Source organism: Anoxybacillus sp. FSL W8-0382 (assembly GCF_038003845.1).
Classification (GTDB): domain Bacteria; phylum Bacillota; class Bacilli; order Bacillales; family Anoxybacillaceae; genus Anoxybacillus; species Anoxybacillus flavithermus_G.
This window is the reverse complement of record NZ_JBBOPX010000001.1, coordinates 1,434,276-1,459,054: the sequence shown is the minus strand read 5'-3', so window position 1 is coordinate 1,459,054 and position 24,779 is coordinate 1,434,276. Positions and strand designations below refer to the sequence as shown.

The window sequence follows — 24,779 nt, the reverse complement described above, 5'->3', positions numbered from 1 at the left end:
TCAAAAGAGGATGAAATAAATGAAGGTAGGATATGCGCGCGTTTCCACAGGTATTCAAAATTTAGATTTACAATTAGATGCGCTTAAAAAACATGGCTGTGGGGAGATATTTACCGATAAGATCAGTGGAGCTAAAGATAAACGACAGGGATTAGAAGATGCTCTCCGTTTTGTTCGAACTGGTGATACTTTAGTGGTCTGGCGCTTAGATCGATTGGGAAGGAATATGCAGCATCTTATTAAGATTGTCAATGATCTCAATGATCAAGGCGTCAGTTTTCATAGTCTGCAAGAAAACATTACGATGGACAAGGCTAGCGCTACGGGACAACTTATGTTTCATCTCTTTGCGGCTTTTGCCGAATTTGAGCGTAATCTTATTCACGAACGTTCGGCAGCCGGACGTGCTGCAGCAAGAGCCAGAGGACGATTAGGAGGAAGACCGGAAAAGTTAGATAAGAAAGAATTAGAGATGTTAAAGACACTAGTGGCAAGTGGGACACCTATTACAGATATTGCCCAAATGTGGGGAGTTTCACGAACAACCGTTTATCGATACCTAGAAAAGAAATAAACTAAACTTATGAAGGGACGGGAGGAAATGGCATCAAGAGGAAAGGAACTGCTTACAACTGATCAAAGAGCAGAATTTGTAAGAATTCCGGCTGATATGACCGAACGGGAACTAGAAACCTACTATACTTTTTCTCAATATGACATAGAGATTATTAAAAGGCATAGAAGAGATCATAATCGTTTGGGATTTGCTGTCCAATTATGTGTACTGCGCTATCCCGGATGGTCTCTCACAGACGTTGAACCTATACCAGATTATATAATCCAATATATAGCTAAACAAATCAATGCTAATCCTGATTCTTTCTCTTTATATGCCCAACGTGACCCAACCAAGCATGAACATATGGAAGAAATTCGACAGGTATATGGATATCAGAATTTTTCTTTAAGTACATATCGGGAATTAGCTCAGTATCTTTTGAAACATGCTCTTCAAAATGGAAATTCCATGTATCTGCTTCGAACTGTTCAAGAAGAACTTAGGAATCGAAAAATAATTCTTCCTGGAGTGACTACAATAGAGCGACTCGTGTGGGAAACTCGTCGTAGGGCAGAGGAAAAGATTTTTAAAACCTTAACTGCCACTCTTTCAGTGTGGCAAAAACATAAATTGGATCAACTTATAGATCCTTTTGTGGACAGCAGGAAAACCCCATTAGCATGGTTGAGAGAACTTCCCGGCCAATCATCACCCGATGCCTTTCTGAAAGTAATAGAACGTTTAGAATATATTCGAGAGTTGAAACTCCCATTAAACATGAATGAAGTTCATCCTAATCGATTACTTCAATTATCTCGCATTGGGGCTCGTTATGAACCTCATTCATTTCGTAGATTTAAAGAAAATAAGAAATATGCCATTCTTATAGCATACCTAGTAACACTAAGTCAGGATTTAATTGACCAAGCAATTGAAATTCATGATCGACAAATGATGATTTTACAATCGAAAGGCCGTAAAACACAAGAGGAAATGCAAAGGGAAAATGGAAAAGCAGTTAATGAAAAAGTTGTTCATTTTGCAGATATTGGGGCTGCACTTACCCAAGCACGAGATGAAGGACTTGATCCATTTAGCACCATTGAAAAGGTAATGCCTTGGGATAAAATCGTTGCTTCCGTTGAAGAAGCAAAAAAATTAGCCCGACCAATGGATTATGATTACCTTGATTTGCTAGAGAATCGATTTACTTATTTGAGAAAGTACACCCCTGCTCTTCTGAAATCGTTAGAATTTCGTTCTACAAAAGCAGCAGAACCATTATTACGTGCATTAAAAACATTGAACGAGATGAATAAATCCGGCAAAAGAAAAGTACCAGATGGAGCTCCGTTAGATTTCGTCCCAAAACGATGGGAAAAGCATGTGTATGACGAGGAAGGAATTATTAATCGACATTATTATGAAATGGCTGCCCTAACGGAATTAAAAAATCATATTCGTTCAGGAGACGTATCTGTAGTCGGTAGTAGGCTCCATAAAGACTTTGAGGATTACCTTGTTCCCAAAGATGAATGGACAACAACCAATTTAAAGGAAACTAGACTGGCAGTTCGTTCATCAGCAGAGGAATATCTTGAAGAAAGAAGAAAGGCTCTAGCTGAACGCTTTACATGGATTTCAAATAACCTTGATAGTCTTGAAGGAGTAAATATAGAAAAAGCAAAACTTAGAGTGGATCGTTTAGAAAAGAATACCCCAGAAGATGCACGAACCTTCAGTTTATCCTTATATAATATGCTTCCAAGAATTAAGCTCACTGATCTTTCAATGGAAGTAGCACACTGGACAGGATTTGATGAAATGTTAATACACGCTTCCACCAATCGCCCTCCGAAGGGAGAGGAAAAGGTCATTTTGATGGCTGCACTTATGGCGATGGGAACGAATATTGGGTTGACTAAAATGGCAGATGCTACACCTGGAATTACTTATCACCAGATGGCCAATGCCGCACAATGGCGATTGTATGATGATGCTATAAATCGAGCACAGGAAACTTTGGTAAATTTTCAACACAAACTTGCTTTAGCCTCTTATTGGGGAGATGGCACCACATCTTCATCTGATGGAATGCGAGTACAAGTTGGAGTTTCATCGTTACATGCCGAGGCAAATCCTCATTATGGTACAGGGAAGGGGGCAACCATTTATCGATTTACGAGTGATCAATTTTCATCTTTTTATACGAAAGTCATTAATACAAATGCAAGAGATGCTGTACATGTCATCGATGGACTGCTTCATCATGAAACCGAATTAAATATTGAGGAGCATTATACTGATACGGCTGGTTATACCGATCAAGTTTTTGGTTTAAGTCATTTGTTAGGTTTTCGTTTTGCACCAAGACTTCGTGATTTAGCTGATGCTAAACTATACACCATTCAAAAGCCAAGTGATTTTCCTGATCTAGAAAAATTACTTCGTGGGCGAATTAACACAAAGATTATTCAAAAAAACTTTGATGATGTGCTCCGTTTAGCCCATTCGATTCGAGAAGGAAAAGTGTCTGGTTCGCTGATTATGGGGAAATTAGGGTCATATGCAAGACAAAACAAGTTAGCTACTGCCTTACGAGAAATGGGAAGAATCGAAAAGACTATTTTTATTTTAGATTATATATCTAATGAAGCCCTACGTAGGCGTATTCAGCGAGGATTAAATAAAGGAGAAGCTATGAATGGCTTGGCAAGAGCGTTATTCTTTGGAAAACGAGGCGAATTACGAGAACGAGGACTACAAGATCAACTTCAACGTGCAAGTGCTTTAAACATTATAATTAATGCCATTAGTGTATGGAATACCGTATACCTTACCGAAGCAATAAATTTGTTGAAGGAAAAAGGAGATTTGCGAGAAGACTTGCTAAAACATATTTCACCATTAGGATGGGAGCATATCAATTTTCTTGGTGAATACACCTTTGATATGAAGAAAATAGCTAGTTTAAATTCACTGCGCCCTCTTATTCAATAAAAATAAAAGCCGAAATTTCCTTAGCGTAGGAAAACTCGGCTTTATTCATGTCGAAATTTGCTTAGCGTATGTTTTGCGCTTTTTGTTGGTGGGACCCCAGAACCAAGATGATGAAACAGTTGGCCGAGTTCGATACCAATATAACCAGAACCGATGACCGCTAATCGTTTCGGTACTTCTTTTCGTTCAAGTAGCGTCGTGCTTGTGACGTAATCCACACCCGCAAGCCCAGGAATATTAGGAACTGCCGGAGAAGCACCTGTGGCAATCAGGAAGCGGTTCGCTGATAATTTTTTCCCATTGACTTCTACTGTCGTTTCGTCTAAGAATACCGCTTCTCCTTGTATGAGCGTAAATCCATATTCGTTGATGAGATTTACATATTTCGTTTGGCGTAGATCGCGCACTAATTCATTTTTTTGCTCGATTAGTGCAGATAAATCGACCGTTCCTGCAGACGTATGCAGCCCAAGAAACGGATGATTTTTTGCTAAGTAGTTTATTTCTCCTGCCCGGAGCAACGTTTTTGAAGGGACACAGCCGATATTAACGCATGTTCCTCCTATCGTTCCTCTTTCAATCATGACAACTTTCGCCCCGTACTTGCTTGCCTCGATTGCCGACGCAAAAGCGGCAGCACCAGAGCCAATGATGATGTAGTCATATTCTCTTGTTGCATCAACTTCCCCTGCTTCTATCGGCTCATAACCAGCCATAGTTATGGCTTGTTTTGCCGTTTCCACGTTGGCATGAGGAAGTTCAAACACCGCTTCTCTACGACGAAAACTAACATCAATGGATTTTGCGCCGATTTGTTTAAGAATCGAAGCAATATGTTTTTCACAGCTTGGACACGTCATTCCTTCAATGAGCATCATATATCTTTTCATGTTGAAAATTCCTCCTCAATTAGCATTTCAATCATCGGGCACTCGTATAACGCTTTTTCGTCCGGGCACCGCTTCTGCAAGTCTTGTAGCACATGTACTACTCGCTGCAAGTCTTTGATTTGCTTTTGCACTTCTTCCACTTTTTTCGATACAAACACATACATATTCGCGCATCTTTCCTTATCTTGATCGACAATGCCAAGTAGCTGATGAATTTCCGTTAAAGAAAATCCGAGTTGTTGCAGACGTTTAATGAATTGGACGCGCTTTGCATCTGCATCTGAATATAAACGATACCCCGCTTCTGTTCGCATAGGGAGTGGAAGTAGCTGTCGCTTTTCATAATAGCGGATCGTTTCTTTATTCACGCCACACCGTTTGGCTAGTTCGCTAATCCGATACATTGAATGACCTCACTTCCAATTTAAGTATAAACTTTGTACTAAGTTTGCATGGGTAGAAGACCGATACGGTGTATCATGGCAACTGTCTCTCGGAAATTAGTAGCTAGAAGAAAATAAGCTGTTGACACAAGCTCAACAGCTTATTTTTATCTCATCCGCTTTTATATAGAAGGAAATAAGTTTTTATATTGTTCATTTATGAAAAATTCTCCTAGAAAGATAAGCAGCAAATTAAAAAGACATCTCCACATACATATATTCATGACAATGATGGCAATGGGGATATGGAAAATCCCAAGGCAATTCCTGATTGCAAATTTTACATTTTTTCATATAGCGTATCAAATGTTTAGATAGTACTTCAAATATTTTTTCAGAAATTTTTTCTTTTAGTTCAAAAACCTCTTCTTCGTTAAAAGACAACGATTGAGAATAAGCAAATGACGTAAATAACATAAGCTGTTTATAGCCGTTCTCCAATTCATCAATTGCATCGACCGACGTAAGGATAGGCGGCAGAGATACCTTCCCTTCCGTTAAATATTCTCTAATCATCGTTAGCCAACAATCTGTTATCTTCGTTTCTTCGATTGAAAACGGAACGAAACAGAAAGATAATTTCTTCCAAAGAGGAAGTTCGATCTTCATCTTTTTCAATGCTTTCTCTAAAACGAACATTTTTCTTTCCCATTCGCTTATTTCACGAACACGATAAGGCGTTTCTTTTAATTCGTTTTGATAAAAGCTCCATGCCCGTTTGAATAAATCGAATGATTCGTAAGGAAATTTTTTTAGTGATTCGATTGATATAGGGAGAAAACTATATTCAATAGGAGCTACCGGCGCCTCTAACAACTTTTTTATTTTTTTTCGATTTACCATAGCGCAGACGAACCCTTCTTCATATATTCCTTTTCTTCCTGCTCGTCCTGCGATTTGCTGTACTTCTTCTGCTTTTAACGTTCGAACGGCTTTCCCATCAAACTTTTTACTTTCCATAAAGATGACTCTTCGAATAGGAAGATTCATTCCCATGCCGATAGCATCGGTTGCTATTAATATATCGGTTAACCCTTTCCGAAATTGCCTGACTTGTTTTCTCCTTGTTTCAGGAGGCATGCTTCCGTACAAAACCGAGACGTTATATCCTCGTTTTACGAGTGAAGCGGCAACATGGAGAACGTTCTTTTTTGAAAAAACAATAAGTGCATCTCCTTTTTGCAAGTCATTTGGAAAAGAAAAATCCTTTTCTTCCCAAATGAGTGGAGTGGTACGTTTGTGTTCGATTACTTCAAAATCAAACTGATGGTAAGTTAGCAGTGTTTGAAGCAAGCCAACAGCATGCGGTGCAACAACCAAATGAATTTCTTTCGCTTTCGCCCCGATAATCGCTTTGACCCAAGCAGCCCCCCTCGTTTCATCCGCTAATAATTGACATTCATCAATAACGACAACTTCAAATTCCTCGTTGACATTCACCGACTCGACCGTTGCGCTTATATGTGTACTGCCATGTACATTTTTTCTTTCTTCCCCTGTTATTAAGGCACATGCAATACCGTGGGAACACATCTCTTCAAACTTTTCTAACGCAAGCAATCTCAATGGGGCTAAATACATCCCTGTTTTCGCTTGAAGCAACCGTTGCATCGAATCATATGTCTTTCCAGAATTAGTCGGACCGACATGAACGACATATTTTTTGTGAACCGATGAAGCGGAAAGTGATAAAGGGTGGTCAAAAATTTGCTTGCTTATCGCCTTTAAGTGGCGGTTAAACTCTTTAGAATGAAGAAACGAGCGTTCAAATTCCTCCATTGATGTAAACCACGTACTCAACCAGCGGTTCATTTTCTGTGGATTCCATTCTGTTGAACATTGATATTTTTCGTTTAGCAACTGTACATACGTATACGCAATTTTAGATAAAATCGCTTCGTATTCCTCTTTCGTTCTTCGTTTTTTATCCACTTCTTTTATAAAAGTCGGATAGTGCCGCATTTTATCAAGAATTATTATCATCTCTTTAGAACAACTATTCTCGAGCAAGCGACAGAGCTCCTCCCATTCATCGTACAGGGCTTTTGCTTCTTTTTTTACTTCATGGAGCCATATGCCTACGTGTTGATCAATAATGGATTCACAAACTTTCCATATAGATGTTTGACGAATGGCAAGAAAGGCTTGGAAGCGAGTTTTTATTTCGTTCGTCAATTCTGTTTCTACGTATTTAACTATTTGTGCTAGGTGTTCTTCATCCACCACACCAAAAAAGGCTTGTACTAGCTTCTCGCTCGAAAAAGCTGTTATCTTTAATGAATCATCTAACAGCATTTCCCCGTACTCCTCTTGAATTTGTTTTTTTATCTGTTCCTTTCTTGCAAATAACCAAGAAGATAGAGCATTGTTCAAAAAATGCAAATCCACTGGTTTTTCTATTTGTTTACATAACTGTTGAAACGGATATTCTTTGCGATAGAGAAATGACAATTCATACTGGCCAAAATGCTCAAGCAAATCCAATGTGATTTCTTCAATTTCCCAGTCTAATAGCTCATTTACCCCATAAATAAGGTCTTCCATGTCCATTTCTTCTACCTCATTTGACCACCCTTGGGTGATGAGATACGTACGTACTTCGTCCACTCCTAATTCCCTCACACAATCAGCAAGTAGGTCATAAAGAAACGTTTGTATTTTCTCTTCGCATCGATTGAATAAATTTTCATCGAAACAATACAGATCTATATCGTCCCAAACGTCCTTTACTGTACGAAAAGGTTCGGGCGTAATTTCTAACGACACCAATTCTTCTTTTATAAGATGAAAGATGTCTTCTTCCAAAATCGCAAACCGATGACTTAATCGCGCTTGTAATTTCTCTAGTATATTTGTTGGCTTCTTTACGGACATTGAAGTGAAATTTTCCTCCCTTTTCTCATTCATTTTACGCCTTTCGTCCTCCTTTATTTTCCTATTTACTGAAGTGCAGGGCTTTTTTTATCGATACCCACGGCCGATTATGTTCCCAACGGACGTGCACATCTATTTGAAACGTTTCTGACAAATAATCGTCAGTGAGTATTTTTTCTTTTTGTCCGGCTGCTATAATTTTTCCATCTTTTAATAATAAAACATGGGTCATTTCTTCGATGATTTCTTCAATATAATGTGTGACATATAACACGTGGCATACTTTTTTCATGATAACGTCTTTAATGAGTGCTAAAAGTTCTTCTCGTGTTAACATATCTAGTCCTACGGTTGGTTCATCCAGTATGAGTAGCTTTGGCTTTGCCATTAGTGCTCGAGCAATCAGTACCTTTCTCTTTTCTCCTTGCGATAAGGTGCGATACGTTTTTCCTTTTAAGTAACCAATTCGAAAGACATTCATCCATTGTTCGGCTTGATGAAAATCTTCGACTGTGACAGGCTCATACAGCCCAATCGAAGCAAATTTTCCGCTAACAATTACCTCTTCCACCGTTTCCGATTCTAATGTAGGTTGAAATCTCTCAAACGAGTTGCTTACAAACCCGATGTGTTTGCGGAGTTCTGGCAAATTTGTTTTTCCAAATCGGTGCCCTAATACGGAAACTTCTCCTTTTGATGGGTATTCATAACCTAATAAAATATTAAGTAGCGATGTTTTTCCTGAACCATTTAACCCGAGAATGACCCATTGTTCATTTTCTTGCACTTCCCAATGTAGACGGTCTAGAATGACGCGCCCTTCTCTAATAAATGAAACATTTTTCATCTCAACAATCATTCCTCTTCCCCCTTCTTTACAAACTTCTCAAGCAACATCGACGAAATAAATCCCGGAAATCCGGTGAAAAAAATAAACATTTCCCATCTCTTTCGCCACCTGCTTAATTCTTGGTCTAAAGCATTTTGTTGATCAATCCCCAACGATTTTACACATCATTTCGCTAAAATTGACAAAACTCCTACTTCCAAATGTATGTTTTCTACAACTCTACATGAAGGTTGTGCTTATTTCTGTTTATTAAACGTTTTCAGGAAAATCCGCTCCCACCACTTCCATGGCAACCAGTTTTTCAGCATTAACGTCAGTTTGACTCCTCTCCCTACAGGGTAACGCAAACGAGGAGTCGGCGATTGGACGGCTTTAATGATTTGCCTAATGACTTCGTCAGGGGGTGGTGCTGTTTTAGCTACTCGATTCACGTATTGCACAATGGTTTTCATTTCTTTTGCATATGGTGAATCGGAACGGACGGACACTCCTTGAAGTCCTTTCGACCAAATATTTGTTTTGAATGACCCAGGCTCGATTAAGACGACATGTACTCCGTACGGCAACATTTCTAAACGAAGCGATTCGCTAAATCCTTCGACAGCAAATTTTGAAGCGACATATGGCCCCATCGCCGGAAAACCGACTCGTCCACTAATGCTACTAATGTTGATAATCTTACCGCTACGTTGCGTTCGCATAATCGGCAAAACAGCTTTTGTGACGGCAACTAACCCAAAAAAGTTCGTCGCAAATTGACGCTCCCACTCTTCAATTGAGAGTTCCTCGACAAAACCACCAACGGCAAACCCTGCGTTGTTAACTAATACATCGATTCGTCCATAGCGATTAGTTACATCATTCACGACCGATTCCACCGTAGCGAAATCGGTGACATCGAGAGATATGACTTCTATCCGATCGTACACGCCGGCTTCAGACGCCACGGTTGTAAGCATTTCTTTGTTTTGCATGTTTCGCATCGAAGCAACGACCTGATATCCTTCACGCGCAAGTGCAACACTGACGAGTAGTCCAAACCCGCTTGAGGCTCCTGTCACTAGCGCCACCGACGGGGAGTTTACATTTTGGTTCACAACAATCCTCCTCGCTACTATAAAGAAACATTTATTGGAATTAGATAACGATAGGCAATATTCCTGCCATTTTGAAAAATCGACCTCCATCACGTACTGATGGAGATCGATTTTTTCTTTGGTTTAAGTTCTTTTGTTGTGACAACAAGCATAGCTCCACTCAACACAATCAGTCCCCCAATCATTTGAATAGACGACATGTTTTCATGTAAAAATACCATCGATAGAAGAAACGTCACGATTTACAAAAATTTATGTGTTTGCTTCTTTTTTGTTGAGAGAAAACACCATGTTTTCTTGTTTGCTGTAAATATTAAGTAAAATACCACTAAAGACAAACGCTGCGCCAATAATATGAGTGAATGTCAAATGTTCATTAAAAAACATCGTACCCATCACAGTAGCAGAAATAGGCATGACATTAATGAAAACAGAGGCGGTTGAAGCACCTACTTTTTGAATGCCGTTATACCACCAAACAAAGCTGATCGCTGAAACAAAAATAGCAACGTATAGAACGCTCAACCAAACATCCCATCCGCTCGCTTCGATGGATGCGAAGGAAGTATAATATAGCGCAAACGGCGCTAGAAATAGCGTCCCAAAACCTGTTGCATATGTTGTTGCCGCAAGAGGACTAAACTTTTTCATCGCGATTTTTCCGATGACAGAGTATGTACTCCAGCTAAGACATGCCCCCACTAGCACGAGATCGATTGGGGAGAATCCTATGTCAATAAGCACAGAAGGATGACCATCTGTAATAATATATATAGCTCCAAATACTGCAAGAAACATTCCTAGTACGCTTCTTCTGTTCAATTTTTCTTTTAAAAACAACGCAGATAAAAGCGTAATGAGCGGTGCATTGACTGCAATGACTAATGAACTTTTGACAATTGGTGCATATTTTGTAGCGATAAAAAAGACCTGAATCCGTGACAAAACATCTTTACAATGGTCGCAAACCGTTGATACGATAAGGGAAAACGACGTTGACGATTCTTCATCAAGTAGGTGAATGTGATGAAAGATTTCCCGATTCGGTTTGTATTGACAGATGAAGCGATTACTCCAAGTGCTGGGCTTGCTCTCGTGGGCTACTTACTGCACCAAACGAAGCTGGATAAACGAGTAAACGCACTTCGGCTCCCAACGGTTCGTCGAGATGTGCACATTTCCCATAGCGACGTCATTCGCTCGATGATCGGCTTGCTTGCCACAGGAAAAACGGATTTTGATCATATCGAAGCGTATCGTCAGGACGATATCTTTTCGACATCAATGGGCATTCGGCACGTACCTTCCTCCCCAACGTTGCGACAGCGTCTCGATCAGCTCGCTTGTCTCCCGATGACCGAAACCATCATTTGGGAGGAATCGATGCGTCTGTTGGTTCGACAACACGCTACCTTGTCCGCTTGTTGGACGAAAGGGAAAACGACATGGCTTCCCCTTGATATAGATGCTTCCCCATTTGATAACTCCGATACGAAAAAAGAAGGAGTGAGTCGAACGTATAAAGGATTTGACGGTTTTACGCCGTTGTTTGCGTACGCAGGGAAGGAAGGGTATATCGTTCATGCCGAGCTGCGTCCAGGGAAACAACATGTACAAGACAACATGCCTTCGTTTTTAACTACCGCTATCCGTCGAGCTCGTCCGCTGACCTCGTCTCGTCTGCTTGTCCGCATGGATGCAGGAAACGATGCGGAAGCGAATGTGCACGTATGTCTAAAGGAAGACGTGGACTTTGTCATCAAGCGAAACTTACGCCGAGAATCGAAAGCGCTTTGGTTCCAGATCGCTTCGCAAAAGGGCAGACGCGTCGATGATGGACAAACAGAAGGAGTACAAACGTATGAGTTATGCCTTCCACAGACAGCAGCAATCGATGGACACACGTATACGTACGTTCAAGTCACCCAAGTGACGGAACGAACGATGGAACGAAATGGACAGCTGATGCTCGTTCCTGATTACGAAGTCGAAAGCTACTGGGTGCGCCTCGAAGGATACGAGCATGTTCGAATGAGTGATGTGCTCGCATTGTATCACGATCATGCGACATGCGAACAGTTTCATAGCGAACTGAAAAGCGACTTAGATTTAGAGCGACTTCCATCAGGGAAGATGAAAACGAATGCGCTCGTGTTAGTCATGGGAGCATTCGTGTACAACCTTCTTCGCCTGATTGGACAAGATCTATTAAGCGATCCGAGACATCCATTACATCATAAAGTGAAACGCCGCCGCATCAAGACGATCATTCAGACGGTGATCACGATGGCAGGTCGACTCGTCCGCCGATCACGACAGATCTGGATGAAACTGACGCGAAGGAGTGGGTACAGTATACTCCTACTGAATGTGTATCAAAAATGGAAAGAGGCAAGATAACAAACAGATGTTCGTGTACTCATATCCATCACTCCCCCCTGTACTTTTTTTGTCTCTTTTTTGGTTTGTATCTCCATAAAAGAGGATTTATCTCGTTTTCAAACATGAAAGTGGTGCAGGGAATCATCAAAAAAAGGGATGTATGGATCATATATCCATAGAACTAACACCAAAATCAAAGTTGATTTCCAACCATCACGGATTCAGGAAAGAAAATGTTATATAAAAATACTCCTGTTAGGCCAAGAAGTGCTAACACTCCCCAGTCTTTTTTTATAGGGATGGGTCTATTTGGTTCTTTCCAATGTAATAGCGGAAATAAAATCAAACTAGCTCCGAAAAAGCGAAAAAAAGCAACTGACACCGGATGTAAAGTCGTCGTTGCGATTTTTCCAGCAACGAAGGCACCACCCCAAATGGTAGTGGTTAAAAATAAAAGTATATACGTGTTCAAATTTTTTGTTGACATGAAATATCCCCCTCGTTTATCTTTACATTTCTGTTATAATCAATTTTACAAGTATTTGGTCATAGGTGTTATTGATAATAATTGATATCGTTCATCAATATTTTTGATGGGGAGTTGGGGAGTATGAATCTTGATTATTTGCATACATTTCGTGAGGTAGCGAAATGGAATAGTTTTACGAAAGCTGGTGAAATGTTAGGATACGCCCAATCGAGTGTGACAACACAGATAAAAAAGCTAGAAGAGGAATTTGGTGTTGTTTTGTTTGAACGTTGGGGCGGGAAAATTAAACTGACATCTGCTGGAGTGGAACTACTTGAATATGCAAATAAGATTGTTAGTTTGATTGATGAGGCGAAACAAAGTCTTTCTGAGCAAACGGAGCTCGCTGGGAGTTTATCAATTGGCACGATTGAGTCAGTCGCTGGGTTTTATCTCCCACCTTATTTACAAGCATTTAAGCAAAAGTATTAAAGGAAGGGAAATATGATTTAGCTATTATTCTCGATGAATATAGCCATGATCGTGAGTCTTGTTTTGTCGCCTAATAGCTTTAACATATTTGCCGCCTCTTCGATGTGATACATAATACTCCCTCCTTCATCCGTAAATTATTATATAATTATATAATCAAGTAAAGATTTTGTAAAGAAAAAAGAGCTGATCCACTGATCAACTCTTGTCGCATAAAACTAATCGTCATCTACCGTCCATGTTATATTTGTTTTTGTTTGCTGTTGTTTCATTTTTCATTCTCCTTTCAACATGTATTTTTCGTCTAAATTAAAACAATTGGTACATTGAACATTTTCGATCCATCATCTTTTCTTCAAATTGTCCATCGATGTACGATATATTTTCTTGTGCTATTTATTATTTTTGACTATGATCAAAAAGGAACATGTAGAAGGGAGATCTTTATGAAACATACAGACATATACATCTTATCTGGATTTCTTGGAAGCGGGAAAACGACACTATTAAAGCGTTTCTTGCAAAGTGAAAAAGAACGAGGACGAAAAATAGCGGTTGTGATGAATGAAATTGGCCAAGTGTCCATTGACTCACATGCTGTTTCAGAAGATGCTGTACTAAGCGAATTATTAAGCGGCTGTGTATGTTGTACCATTCAAGATCAATTTGAAGTAGAGCTTTATTCGTTGCTCCAGCAACATTCATTAGATGTCATTTACATTGAAACAACAGGGGTAGCGCATCCTGTTGAAGTGCTCGATGCGTGTGTGTCGCCATTACTTGCTCATCGTCTTCAAATGAGAGGTATCATCACGACAATCGATGCAACACGTTGGATGAATCGTCAACAACTCTCCATTCCCTTGCAAATGTTATTAAAAGAACAAGTTCGTCACGCGGATGTATTAATTGTCAATAAGACAGATGAATTATGTGTAGATGCGCAGGCGAAATTATCGTTTGAGTTACAAGCAATCAACAGTGATGCGCGCATCATTTTCACAACGTTTTCTAATGTGCGAATGGAAGATATTCATTTGTTATCGAAGCGGGTAAGAAACGAGCATGAGCGAATGAACATCGAAAGATTACGCATTCAAACATACGTACATACATTTACAAGCCCGATTGATTTAGATGTGTTCGAACAATGGGTACGGCAGTTACCTGATACCATTTACCGAATGAAAGGGTTTTTACGCTTTACTCGTACAAGTGGGGTTTATTTTTTTCAGTATGCATACGGTACACCGCTCTATATGAAAGAGGAAATGAATGTTCCGCTACATTTTGTTGTGATTGGTGAACAATTGGATAAACAAACACTAAAACAACAACTCGATAATATGCAAAAAGGAGAAGGTTAATATCCCTCTCCTTTTACTTTCGACCAAAGTCAGCTTTAATTTCTCCCCATTGTTCCGTTTCCCACTTTATAATTTCGTTTGTATAATGGTGTGTGCGCAACCACGCTTCGGCGCGTTCAATGAGCTGCCAAACACGTTCCGTTTCAGCAGTACGGGCAAGCGTCGTATTCGCTTTTTTTTCTTTCACCCATTTTATAGCCGTAGCGGAGTCTGAATAAATCGGCCAATTTTTGTTTTGTTTTTGTAGCCACGCTAGTCCATGTACAATGGCTAAAAATTCACCAATGTTGTTCGTACCGATCATCGGTCCAACACGAAAAAGCTCTTCCCTCGTTTTCGTATGTACCCCTCGATATTCCATCCATCCTGGATTCCCGCTACATGCTGCATCTACGCAAATGCTTTCTTCTATATAACTCATTGAACGTTCGACGATCTTATTCTTCTTCGTGCCACCCATCATTGGACCAGATGCAAATGCTTGCTCCGCTTCTTCTTTCGATAAAAATGAGCGATATTTTGCCCCGGGAATGCCAATGACGTACTGTTTACACTCGTCCCAAGAAGAAAAAATACCTGTTTTCGCCCCTTGCCAAACGACATAATACTTTTTCAATTTGTCACATCCTCACGAATTGGAATAAAGAAACAAAGTTGAAGGTCACAAAAGAAGGAATGAAAGAGGAAGATGGCGGAGGAGGGGGGATTCGAACCCCCGCGGGCTTTGACACCCCTATCGGTTTTCGAGACCGACCCCTTCAGCCGGACTTGGGTACTCCTCCGTACAGTGGGGTGCCAAAGAAATTATAGCGAAAACGTTATATTTCGTCAATTACCTTTTTTGTTTCTCAACGTAATCAACAAGCCCCATTGCGCATACTTGTAAATCAAGTTGAAGTAGTTGATATACATCAGCATCATCTGGTACTTGTTGTTTACGCAAAAAGGTGCGAACGATCTCAAATAAACGATTGAAAACGGCCTCGGTTTTTTCTGTAAACGATTGATTGGCTTGTTCACTCAAGACTTCATTGCCTACTTGAACAAAAATAGGAAGCCAGTAGTGCAACTGTTCCCAAACCGTTTGCACTTGTTGCGACATGCCAAAATGACCGAAATATATACGCCCCGGACGTAATGCCTTAAATCTTTCAATGGATGCAAGCATCGCCTCGGGATCAAATTGATTTGGTGATGTAGATGGCAAATATAACTCCATGTCATATGAAAGTAACTGTGGATAAAAAACACCTGCCGTATCACCTGTAAAAATACCGTTGCTTTTTTCGTCATAAATAGAGAAATGGTGATTCGCATGCCCTGGTGTATGAAGAAACGTTAATGTACGATCTTCTCCGATTTGTAACGTTTCCCCATCTTCTTTTATGACCAGTCGGTCTTCTGGAATTGGAACGATCGGATCAAATAACGCATCAAATTTTTCACCATAAACCGCTTTTGCTCCTTGAATAAGACGAGACGGATCAGCCAAATGTCGCATTCCCTTCGGATGAACAAATACGCGAGCATTTGGACAATGCTGCAATAACACACCCGCCCCGCCCGCGTGATCTAAATGAATATGAGTGACGATAATATTTTTCACATCGTGTAAGTTAATGGACAATGCTTCTAACCCTTTAATTAAATGTGGGATCGAGGGGCTTGCGCTCGTTTCAATAATTGTCACTTCTTCCTCTTGAAATACATATGCTCCTGTTCGTTGAGCAGTTTGTAAGTCATATAAATCAATAAGCGAAATACTAAACCCTAAATCAACTGGTTTTGTCATGCGTATTCCCCTTCCATTGTTTGAATGAGTCGGGTGAAATGATAAACGATTTTTGCTGTCAGTCCCCAAATGACTTTATCCTTGTAATAATAAAAATGTTCTTCAATTTGTCGCGGCCGCCAATTATACTGCCTTCCCCCTGGGATATGTTCGAATGGAAAATGCTCTTCGGGTTTCGGTTCAAGCTGAACGTGATATATGTCTGGCTTTGTTTCAACAAAGAAGGATAGCGGAACGGTAAATACTTCTGCCACTTCTTTTTCATTTATTTTCATGCACGTCATATCTACAAACGCAGCAAACGGATAAATGACCATACCGAAAGGCGACAACATGTAATCAAGCGGGACGATGTGTGTAATATTTTCTTTTTGAATACCTAGCTCTTCACACGTTTCACGAACAGCGGCATTGCTCGGATTTTGATCACATTCGTCTATCTTTCCACCTGGAAAACAAATTTCCCCCGGTTGACGACGCAAATATAATGAGCGTACTTCAAATAAAACAAATATATCGTCATTTTGACGGACGAGCGGGAGAAGTACGGCATATTGAGCAAATGTGTCAAAGTCCATGATCGTTGGCGTTCGCTGTTGCAACTTCTCCATCGCGGTATACAACCTTTTTTTCATCAGTAAACATCCCTTTTCGTAAATACATAAAAAGAAATGATAAGCGCCACAAGCGCCCAAATGGCTAGTACAGTCATCGAAAATGAAAGTGTCATTCCATCAATAGGCGGTGCCATGCCACTAACGTAGCTTGTGAGTCGCAAATTGACCATAAACAAATATTTTGCGGATTCCCACGACGACACCATGCTTGATAAAATCGCTCCAGAAATAAGAGCGGCGAGCATGATTCCCATTACTGCTGCTGTGCTACGCAGCAACACGGAAAGCATAAATGTAAGCGTGCCGACGACGAGTGCAACAAAAAAAGCAAGTCCAAATTCAATAAGTAAGTATTTCCATTGAGGAATGAGGTGAACACCCGCTGTATTTAATTCTTCACCTTGGATCGAAAATCCTGTTAAAAGAGGCAAATTCCATCCGCCATATCCAAATACAATGCCCGAGATGGCATACGATAAAACTGCAACGGAAAACACGATAAAGGATGTAGATAAAATCATAGCGATATATTTGCTCATTAAAATTTTCCATCGTTTCACAGGACGTGTCAACAATAGTTTAATTGTTCCCCCGCTTGCTTCTGACGAGACAAGGTCAGCGGCAATGACCATAACAAGAAGCGGCAAAAACAGTTCAATCGAATTTTCGATGAACATGCGCATAAACGTCGGTGCACCAGGTGCCATCGGATTAATGTCATTGTCTAAATAATATTGTTGTTGTTGTAAACGAATTTTAAGAAATTTTTTCCACTCTTCAGAAATTCCTGTCGAATTTAACCGATTTTGTGTATCGATGATTTGTTGTTGTAGTTGTGTGCGCCAATCTGTTGTTCCGATTCGTTCTCGGATCGTTTCGACTTGTTTAAATTGCGCATATGTAAATAAGCTAACGAGAACAGCAACAATTGCTGCGATAATAAACAACCGTTTTTTACGAACGATTTTTAACATTTCATTGTATACGAGATTAATCAATCGTTTCCCCTCCTGTTAATTCGATAAATAAGTCTTCGAGTGTTGGAAGTTTGCGCTCAATACTACTCACACTCACTCCAGCTTCAATTAGGCGGGCATTACAACGGGCGATGACTTCGTTTGATTCGTAAACTGTAACGATGAAGTCATCTTTTTCACCTAGAACGGTTGTTTCGTTTTTTAATATTTGTTTTGCGATATGAATCGGGTGAACATTCCAGTATATCCGTGCTTGTTCTTTCAATAAATGTTCAACTGTATCAATACGAATAATTTCCCCTTTAGACATGATGGCCACCCGATCACACATCAGTTGTATTTCGCTTAACAAATGGGAAGAAACGAGAACGGTTAACTGTTCTTGTTCGGCAAGTGTACGAATAAATTGTCTCATTTCACGAATGCCGACAGGGTCTAGACCGTTCGTTGGCTCATCTAAAATGAGCACGGTAGGTTTTCCAAGTAACGCTTGTGCGATACCGAGACGCTGCCGCATGCCAAGAGAGTATGTTCGAACAAGATCATGAATCCGATTTTGTAAGCCGACGAGCTCAACAACTTCTTGAATGCGTGTTGTAGAAATGGATGGCAACATACGTGCAAAATGCTCAAGATTTTCCCATCCGCTTAAATATGGGTAAAGTTCAGGATTTTCAACGATACAACCAATATGTTGAATGGCTTTTGTAAATTGTTTTTGCAAGTCATATCCGCAAACAAAAATCTTCCCGGATGTCGGCTTGATTAATCCGACGAGCATACGAATCGTCGTTGTTTTTCCTGCGCCATTTGGGCCTAAAAAGCCGAACACTTCTCCTTTTTTTAAAGAAAATGAAAGTCCTTTAATAATTTCTTTTTTTCCAATCGTTTTTTTTACGTTTTGTACAACTAACGTTTCTTCCATTATTTCTCTCCTTCCGTTAATGTGATAAGTGCGGCGACGCGTTCACCTATTCGTTTGTATCCCTCTTTATTTGGATGGAATTTATCCGTATATAAATAGTCGTTTACTTGAAGTTCGAACAAATCGTACGTTGGAACACAAATGATGGACTTGTATTGGGCGGCCACTTCGGATGCGGCATAGTTCCAATTTCGCACAATCGCCGACGTTTCTTTTCCGTTGTCTAAATCATTAAATGGATTGTATAAGGCGATATAAAATACAGGTGCATCTTCGTTCATCTCACGTATAAGTAGGAAAATTGTATTTAGTTGTTCAATAAATTTTTTCTTCTCTTTTTCTATTTGTGTTGTCGACAAATCGCGTAATGCTTCACCACCGCGAAATAAATCATTTCCTCCAATCGTCATCAAGATGATGTCTGCTTCTATTATTTGACGTTGCACTTCTTTTTGTTTCAACTGTTCAATAAGCTGTGCAGACCGTTGCCCTTTAATTGCTAAATTAGTAAATTGAATTTGTTTGTCTGTTCGTTTTTTAAGTTCATCCATCACATGACCGACATATCCTTTTCCTGTTTCATCTCCAGTTCCACGCGTTAACGAATCGCCGAGAGCGACAATCGAAAGCGCATCTTTTTGTTTTGAGTTTGAATTTGTCACCTCGATTTGTTTTGTTGATGAAGAAGATTCATAAAAAAATTGGTCTTGAATAGTAACGATTAAACCGAAAATCCATAACATCGTTGTGGCAACACAAATGGCGACAACGATTGAAATGATTCGTTTAGCCACGATATCACCCTTTCCTTTTTTCTACCTCTCATCATATACCATTTGTTGTGTAAACACATAATGAAAACATGCAAAAAAGCGAGCCCAATGTGCTCGCTCTTAAAACTTCGTTTGATAATGTTCAATTTCCCAAGTATGAACAGCTGTCCGATAGCTATCCCATTCATTCTTTTTCATCGCTACGTATTCGTTAAATACGTGATCTCCTAATGTATGACGGCCAATTGTGCCATTTTCTAGTTCTTCAATCGCTTTCCCTAAACTACCTGGAAGGTTTTCAATACGAAGCTCTTTACGACGTTCATTCGTCATATGGAAAATATCTTCGTCGATTGGTGCTGGACAAGTGAGTTCTTTTTCTACACCATCAAGCCCTGCCTCAGCAATAACTGCAAATGCTAAATACGGATTGGCAGATGGATCTGGACAACGAAGCTCAACGCGTGTTGCCAATCCTCGTTTTGCAGGGATGCGAATTAATGCGGAGCGGTTCGATGCCGACCACGCAATATAACAAGGCGCTTCATATCCTGGGACGAGACGTTTATACGAGTTGACTAATGGATTCGTAATGGCTGCGAAACTTTTTACGTTATTCAATAAACCAGCAATAAATTGATATGCCGTTTCAGATAATTGATTGTCATCGGCTGGATCAAAAAACGCATTTTCTCCATCTTTAAATAAAGAAATATTTACGTGCATTCCTGAACCGTTAATACCAAAAATCGGCTTTGGCATAAACGTAGCGTGCAATCCGTATTTTTTAGCAATCGTTTTTACAACCCATTTGTATGTTGTGGCGTTGTCAGCAGCACCTAACGCATCGGCATATTTGAAATTAATTTCATGTTGACCCTCAGCAACTTCATGGTGTGAGGCCTCGACTGTAAATCCCATTGCTTTTAACGCACGATAAATATCTAAGCGGACACGTTCTCCAAGATCTTTTGGAGATGGCTCAAAATAGCCACCGCTATCTTGTGGTTTTGTTGTTGGGTTTCCGTTTTCATCCGTTTCAAATAAGAAGAACTCTAACTCAGGACCGACGGAGATCGTGTATCCTTTTTGCTTTGCGCGTTCCACCGTTTTTTTCAATACGTTACGCGGGTCTCCTTCGAATAATGTTCCGTCGGGATTGACGACAGAACAGAGAAAACGCGCCTCCGCGTATCCATTCTCTACTGTCCAAGGCAATACAGCGAATGTTTGTAAATCAGGGAGTAAATATAAGTCCGAACGATTGATCGGTTAGAATCCTTTAATCGATGATCCGTCGAACATTATTTTTCCTTCTACTACATCATCTAGTTGCTCCGCTGTAACTGTGACATGTTTTAAAATCCCTTCAATATCAACAAACTGCAAATGTAATAGTTCAACATGTTTTTGCTTTATCACTTCTTTAATTTGTTCAAGTGTCGAAGTGTTTGTTTGTTCAGAAACAAGCAATTTACTCATGTTACATTACCTCACATTCTTATGTATAGTTTTATAACATGAGTTTATTATATGGAATCATTTATCGTTTTTCAATAGTTTTTTATCAAATTTTCTGTATTTTTATTTTAAAAAAGACACGCTTTCCATAAGCGTGTTTGAACAAACAAAAACGACGGAACCCCTACCTCTCCTCCGTCCTTGCAGCTCCGAAGCTGCGCCAGTGTGAATTTGTTTTGTTGCATATAAAAACGGGATCTCACGAAAAGCGAGACCCCGTACGTTTGACGATTTATGCTTTTTGGACGTTTGCCGCTTGCGGCCCACGATTGCCATTCACGATGTCAAATGTTACTTTTTCGCCTTCTTCCAACGTTTTGAATCCAGTACTTTGGATCGCTGTGAAGTGAACGAATACGTCTGTACCTCCGTCCGTCTCAATGAATCCAAAACCTTTTTCTGCATTAAACCATTTTACTTTACCTGTGTTCATGTGAAATTCCTCCAAAACAATTTTAAAGATTGACCACCGTTGCATTACTCATAAAACAAAAGCTACACTTTTGCCAAGTCCTTATAAGATGAACCCGACAAAGGTGCAGCTTATAACGATCATTGATATAACGAACGAAATGGTACTTCTTTAGTATATAGGCTCGAAACGAGAATGTCAAATGTTTTTTTATTTTTCTTTCCATTTGATACTACAACCGATGCTCGGCTTTTGTTCTTTCGGGACAGGTTCGCCTGATAGTAATGCATTTAAAGCGGCTCGAATGGAAGATCCAGTCACCGGGATCCCATTGCTTGGTCGTGAATCGTCAAGCTGTCCGCGGTAAACGCATTGTAGTTCCCCATTAAATATATAAAAATCCGGCGTACATGCAGCTTGATATGCTTTTGCGACTTCTTGTGTTTCATCAAATAAATATGGAAACGGATATCCGAGTTGTTCGGCTACTTCTTTCATTTTTTCTGGAGAATCGTCTGGATATTTTTCTACATCATTTGAATTAATCGCAATAAATGAAACTCCCTTTGGTTGATAATCATTAGCCAAACGAACAAGTTCTTCTTGAACATGTTTCACAAATGGGCAATGATTGCAAATGAACATGATTACTGTTGCAATATCCGACTTGACATCTTCTAAACGAACGGTTTGGCCATTGATGACGTTAACAAGCTCAAACGACGGAGCTTTTTCTCCTAATGGAAACATATTTGATTCAACAGCTGGCATACAAATCACCCTTTCTTTTCCTCGTTCATTTACTATTATAGCAAAATGTACAAATATCAAAAAATAAGCAAGCTTGAGCCCGCTTATTTTTTGATTAGCTGTCCGCGTGTTACACCAAGTTGGTTAATAGCTTTCAGTGTACGCCATACGCTCGTACCGCTTCGTTTACCCTCAAGCGCTTCACGATATAAATTGACAACTTCTTCTACTTTTTTCGGCGACTCTTCCAAAAACTCAACACGATATGAACGAACACCAAGGGATAAAAAGTTTGGAATATATTCTGCCCCAGATTGTTCAATGGCGTTGTACACTGTATTTCGGCAACCGATATCGACACGAACTGGATGAAGCATACCGATACGATCTCGCAAGGAGACACGATGCTTTTCACATGGTCGTCCACAGTTTGTAAAATCAGTTCCTTCGCTTAAAAATGTACAATATACACAATGTTCAGTATGAAACATTGGTAAATGTTGATGAATGACAATTTCGATATGTTCTGTTGGTGCCGCCTCAAGTAAATCAATCATCTGTTGAATGTTTAAATCGTATGAAGGTGTAATTCGATCGAGTCCTCGCTCTAGAAACAATCGTGCAGATAGATGGTTTGAAATGTTAAGCGAAAAGTCTCCAATTAGCTGTTGTTGCACCGATTGACTTGTATAATACTGTACTGCACCTAAACTACGAACTAAAATAGCGTCTGGTTCAGCCTTTAAAATCCCTCTCAAAATTCCATTTTCTCCAGGCATATGAATACGTGGGGTAGCTAGGGCAATTGGTTTATTTGCCGACCGTGCTATCTCGACAGCTTTCGGATAGTCGGTTGTAAACTCAAAATCTGCATATACCATGTCTACATCTGTATGGCATGCGACTTCTACCTGCTCCATTGTACGGCAAAGAACCATCAAGGCAGGGGTTGTAGTTCGTTGCTTTTGTCGATAGGGGGATGTCAAATCCACTGTTTGTTTTATATACAACCGTGGTTGTTGACGTTTCTTAATGAGCTGTTCAACCGCTTTTCTTCTCATTTGGTTTAATTCTTTAACCGGAAGAATGACGTCACCATTCATATGCATATCAACGTCTTTTAGCTCAAAAATAGTCCCACCTAATCTGCCAAACTGTTCTTTTATAAAATCTAACGTTAATGGCCGTTTTTGCGCAACATTTAACATTTGTTCGGATTGAACGACGACTTCATTCCCTGTTGTTTCGTCACGCCACGTTGAAACAAGCGGCTTCCCTGCTTCGCCATATACATGTACAGTCACCGGAAACAACTGATATGGTCGCTCCGTTTCAAATGTTTTACGCAGGCGGCGATCAAGCTCTTGGTCACTCGTTTTCCAAATGCGATCTCCGACATGTATACGTGTTAAATTGACATCATGCCGGCCGGGGATTATTTCAACAAGACCTTTTTCCACTTCACCTTCGATTTTTTTACCATGTTTCCTCAAGTCATATACCCGTCCGCCTTCTTCTTTTTCTTCTGGACGTCCTGCGTCGGAATACAATTCCATCACCGCGCTTTAATGGAGCTTGTAGATCGCATAGCACCCCATCTTTTAATACTTTTTTGACCGTCCCTAGAAATACACCTCGGCTTTTCGGAAAAGTTCCATCAACGAGCTGCTTATTGTTCGTTCCTTTTAAAAAGCCATGTGTAAATCCACGGCTAAAGCTTTGTTGTAGCTCACGTATTTCTTCTTTTGAAGGGGTGTAATAACGTCCTGCTAAATATTCATCAATTGCTTTTCGATATTTGCTCACGACGTTAGCTACATATTCTGGTGATTTTAATCGCCCTTCAATTTTAAACGTATTTACACCAGCCTCGATAAGTTCTGGAACAAGATCAAGCGCTGCTAAATCTTTTGGAGAAAGTAAGTAAGCGACGTTTCCCATTTCTTTTTGTTCGCCGTCAACGATTAAATCATATGGAAGACGGCATGCTTGTGCACACTCGCCGCGGTTAGCCGAACGTCCTCCCCACATTTCTGACGTTAAACATTGTCCGGAATACGATACGCAAAGTGCCCCATGGACGAACACTTCTAATGGCACGTTTGTTTTCTCAGCAATTTTTTGAATATGAGATAAATTATTTTCCCGACCGAGAACAACAACTTCCAAGTGATAAGGCTTTAAAAATTCAACCGCTTCCGGCGATGTAACTGTCATTTGTGTCGATCCGTGAATCGGAAAGTCGGGTGATATGTCTCGAATAAGTTTAACAAGACCTAAATCTTGTACAATGAGCGCATCCACCCCGGCATTTATACATGCTTCAACTAACTGTTTTGCTTCTTGTAATTCATTTTCAAACACTAAAATATTAAAAGTGACATATCCGCGAACATGGTATTTATGCAAATAAGCCATGACATCGTTTAACTCTTCCATACGGAAATTTTTCGCCCGTACACGCGCATTATATTTATCGACACCAAAATAAACCGCATCTGCTCCGTTTGCGACAGCTGCACGAAGACAGTCCCAATCTCCTGCTGGCGCCAATAATTCAATTTGTCTCACAACTAGTCAACCTCTCTA

The 24,779-nt window shown here is 40.0% G+C and carries 16 protein-coding genes, 1 tRNA gene and 7 pseudogenes; 6 read left to right on the top strand and 18 right to left on the bottom strand.

Annotation, left to right across the window (positions count from 1 at the left end):
• Positions 1–19 precede the first annotated feature (19 nt).
• Both NSS60_RS07735 and NSS60_RS07730 read left to right on the top strand, forming a co-directional pair.
• Positions 20–574 (top strand): recombinase family protein, encoded by a 555-nt coding sequence (locus tag NSS60_RS07735; protein ID WP_004890419.1) that lies wholly within the window; start codon positions 20–22, stop codon positions 572–574.
• A 27-nt stretch (positions 575–601) separates the two neighbouring features.
• Entirely contained in the window at positions 602–3,559 is a 2,958-nt protein-coding gene (locus NSS60_RS07730) for a Tn3 family transposase (protein ID WP_004890417.1), read from the top strand.
• 44 nt (positions 3,560–3,603) lie between these two features.
• On the opposite strand, the pseudogene NSS60_RS07725 reads toward NSS60_RS07730, so the two are convergent.
• Together NSS60_RS07725 and merR are read right to left on the bottom strand one after the other, a co-directional pair.
• Positions 3,604–4,449: pseudogene (locus NSS60_RS07725) on the bottom strand (FAD-dependent oxidoreductase); the annotation flags it as partial.
• Positions 4,446–4,853, bottom strand: coding sequence for an Hg(II)-responsive transcriptional regulator (gene merR / locus NSS60_RS07720; RefSeq protein WP_004890413.1), 408 nt, complete (start codon positions 4,851–4,853; stop codon positions 4,446–4,448). The pseudogene NSS60_RS07725 and the gene merR, both read right to left, overlap by 4 nt.
• A 37-nt stretch (positions 4,854–4,890) precedes the next feature.
• Between merR and NSS60_RS07715 the strand changes: the two are divergent.
• Positions 4,891–4,953, top strand: a pseudogene (locus tag NSS60_RS07715) (VOC family protein); the annotation flags it as partial.
• Between the two features lie 131 nt (positions 4,954–5,084).
• On the opposite strand, the gene NSS60_RS07710 reads toward NSS60_RS07715, so the two are convergent.
• The 4 genes and pseudogenes from NSS60_RS07710 to NSS60_RS07695 form a co-directional block, all read right to left on the bottom strand.
• Positions 5,085–7,766, bottom strand: a complete 2,682-nt coding sequence (locus NSS60_RS07710) for a helicase-related protein (protein ID WP_192948447.1) — start codon at positions 7,764–7,766, stop codon at positions 5,085–5,087.
• Positions 7,767–7,827: 61 nt separating this feature from the next.
• Positions 7,828–8,625 (bottom strand): ABC transporter ATP-binding protein, encoded by a 798-nt coding sequence (locus NSS60_RS07705; protein WP_004890407.1) that lies wholly within the window; start codon positions 8,623–8,625, stop codon positions 7,828–7,830.
• A 227-nt stretch (positions 8,626–8,852) separates the two neighbouring features.
• A complete protein-coding gene (locus NSS60_RS07700; protein ID WP_004890406.1) occupies positions 8,853–9,713 on the bottom strand; it encodes an oxidoreductase in 861 nt (286 codons plus the stop codon).
• 252 nt (positions 9,714–9,965) lie between these two features.
• Positions 9,966–10,640, bottom strand: a pseudogene (locus NSS60_RS07695) (DMT family transporter); the annotation flags it as partial.
• A gap of 99 nt (positions 10,641–10,739) precedes the next feature.
• Between NSS60_RS07695 and NSS60_RS07690 the strand changes: the two are divergent.
• Positions 10,740–12,113: an IS1380 family transposase gene (locus tag NSS60_RS07690; RefSeq protein ID WP_088223305.1), complete on the top strand. Its 1,374-nt coding sequence runs from the start codon at positions 10,740–10,742 to the stop codon at positions 12,111–12,113.
• 208 nt (positions 12,114–12,321) lie between these two features.
• On the opposite strand, the pseudogene NSS60_RS07685 reads toward NSS60_RS07690, so the two are convergent.
• Positions 12,322–12,582: pseudogene (locus NSS60_RS07685) on the bottom strand (EamA family transporter); the annotation flags it as partial.
• Between the two features lie 123 nt (positions 12,583–12,705).
• On the opposite strand from NSS60_RS07685, the pseudogene NSS60_RS07680 reads away from it, so the two are divergent.
• Together NSS60_RS07680 and NSS60_RS07675 are read left to right on the top strand one after the other, a co-directional pair.
• Positions 12,706–13,106, top strand: a pseudogene (locus tag NSS60_RS07680) (LysR family transcriptional regulator); the annotation flags it as partial.
• Between the two features lie 396 nt (positions 13,107–13,502).
• Complete coding sequence (locus NSS60_RS07675) at positions 13,503–14,423, top strand: CobW family GTP-binding protein (RefSeq protein WP_004890399.1); 921 nt, start codon at positions 13,503–13,505, stop codon at positions 14,421–14,423.
• A gap of 13 nt (positions 14,424–14,436) precedes the next feature.
• On the opposite strand, the gene NSS60_RS07670 is transcribed toward NSS60_RS07675, so the two are convergent.
• The 11 genes and pseudogenes from NSS60_RS07670 to NSS60_RS07620 all read right to left on the bottom strand — a co-directional run bounded on the left by NSS60_RS07670 (position 14,437) and on the right by NSS60_RS07620 (position 24,761).
• Positions 14,437–15,039, bottom strand: a complete 603-nt coding sequence (locus NSS60_RS07670; RefSeq protein ID WP_004890398.1) for a ribonuclease H1 domain-containing protein — start codon at positions 15,037–15,039, stop codon at positions 14,437–14,439.
• 73 nt (positions 15,040–15,112) lie between these two features.
• Positions 15,113–15,205: transfer RNA gene (locus NSS60_RS07665), tRNA-Ser, on the bottom strand.
• Between the two features lie 50 nt (positions 15,206–15,255).
• Entirely contained in the window at positions 15,256–16,215 is a 960-nt protein-coding gene (locus NSS60_RS07660; protein ID WP_004890395.1) for an MBL fold metallo-hydrolase, read from the bottom strand.
• Positions 16,212–16,850, bottom strand: coding sequence for an NUDIX hydrolase (locus NSS60_RS07655; RefSeq protein ID WP_004890393.1), 639 nt, complete (start codon positions 16,848–16,850; stop codon positions 16,212–16,214). Before NSS60_RS07655 ends, NSS60_RS07660 begins: the two co-directional genes overlap by 4 nt.
• On the bottom strand, positions 16,850–17,830 hold the full coding sequence (locus tag NSS60_RS07650; protein WP_004890391.1) for an ABC transporter permease: 981 nt from the start codon (positions 17,828–17,830) through the stop codon (positions 16,850–16,852). The genes NSS60_RS07655 and NSS60_RS07650 overlap by 1 nt, the downstream gene beginning before the upstream one ends.
• Positions 17,823–18,734 (bottom strand): ABC transporter ATP-binding protein, encoded by a 912-nt coding sequence (locus NSS60_RS07645; protein ID WP_004890389.1) that lies wholly within the window; start codon positions 18,732–18,734, stop codon positions 17,823–17,825. Before NSS60_RS07645 ends, NSS60_RS07650 begins: the two co-directional genes overlap by 8 nt.
• Positions 18,734–19,528, bottom strand: a complete 795-nt coding sequence (locus NSS60_RS07640) for an SGNH/GDSL hydrolase family protein (RefSeq protein WP_004890386.1) — start codon at positions 19,526–19,528, stop codon at positions 18,734–18,736. The genes NSS60_RS07645 and NSS60_RS07640 overlap by 1 nt, the downstream gene beginning before the upstream one ends.
• A 99-nt stretch (positions 19,529–19,627) precedes the next feature.
• A pseudogene (gene glnA / locus NSS60_RS07635) lies at positions 19,628–20,989 on the bottom strand (type I glutamate--ammonia ligase).
• Between the two features lie 271 nt (positions 20,990–21,260).
• Complete coding sequence (locus NSS60_RS07630) at positions 21,261–21,461, bottom strand: cold-shock protein (RefSeq protein ID WP_004890380.1); 201 nt, start codon at positions 21,459–21,461, stop codon at positions 21,261–21,263.
• A 189-nt stretch (positions 21,462–21,650) separates the two neighbouring features.
• Positions 21,651–22,211 (bottom strand): thioredoxin family protein, encoded by a 561-nt coding sequence (locus NSS60_RS07625; RefSeq protein WP_004890377.1) that lies wholly within the window; start codon positions 22,209–22,211, stop codon positions 21,651–21,653.
• 83 nt (positions 22,212–22,294) lie between these two features.
• Positions 22,295–24,761: pseudogene (locus tag NSS60_RS07620) on the bottom strand (DUF3656 domain-containing U32 family peptidase).
• Positions 24,762–24,779: the final 18 nt, after the last annotated feature.

What these genes read in the sequence shown, in the direction of transcription:
- merR (WP_004890413.1), bottom strand. Translation starts at nt 4,853, where the DNA reads ATGTATCGGATTAGCGAACTAGCCAAACGGTGTGGCGTGAATAAAGAA.
- NSS60_RS07645 (WP_004890389.1), bottom strand. Translation starts at nt 18,734, where the DNA reads ATGGAAGAAACGTTAGTTGTACAAAACGTAAAAAAAACGATTGGAAAA.
- NSS60_RS07660 (WP_004890395.1), bottom strand. Translation starts at nt 16,215, where the DNA reads ATGACAAAACCAGTTGATTTAGGGTTTAGTATTTCGCTTATTGATTTA.
- NSS60_RS07730 (WP_004890417.1), top strand. Translation starts at nt 602, where the DNA reads ATGGCATCAAGAGGAAAGGAACTGCTTACAACTGATCAAAGAGCAGAA.
- NSS60_RS07655 (WP_004890393.1), bottom strand. Translation starts at nt 16,850, where the DNA reads ATGAAAAAAAGGTTGTATACCGCGATGGAGAAGTTGCAACAGCGAACG.
- NSS60_RS07690 (WP_088223305.1), top strand. Translation starts at nt 10,740, where the DNA reads ATGAAAGATTTCCCGATTCGGTTTGTATTGACAGATGAAGCGATTACT.
- NSS60_RS07675 (WP_004890399.1), top strand. Translation starts at nt 13,503, where the DNA reads ATGAAACATACAGACATATACATCTTATCTGGATTTCTTGGAAGCGGG.
- NSS60_RS07710 (WP_192948447.1), bottom strand. Translation starts at nt 7,766, where the DNA reads ATGTCCGTAAAGAAGCCAACAAATATACTAGAGAAATTACAAGCGCGA.
- NSS60_RS07735 (WP_004890419.1), top strand. Translation starts at nt 20, where the DNA reads ATGAAGGTAGGATATGCGCGCGTTTCCACAGGTATTCAAAATTTAGAT.
- NSS60_RS07705 (WP_004890407.1), bottom strand. Translation starts at nt 8,625, where the DNA reads ATGATTGTTGAGATGAAAAATGTTTCATTTATTAGAGAAGGGCGCGTC.
- NSS60_RS07630 (WP_004890380.1), bottom strand. Translation starts at nt 21,461, where the DNA reads ATGAACACAGGTAAAGTAAAATGGTTTAATGCAGAAAAAGGTTTTGGA.
- NSS60_RS07625 (WP_004890377.1), bottom strand. Translation starts at nt 22,211, where the DNA reads ATGCCAGCTGTTGAATCAAATATGTTTCCATTAGGAGAAAAAGCTCCG.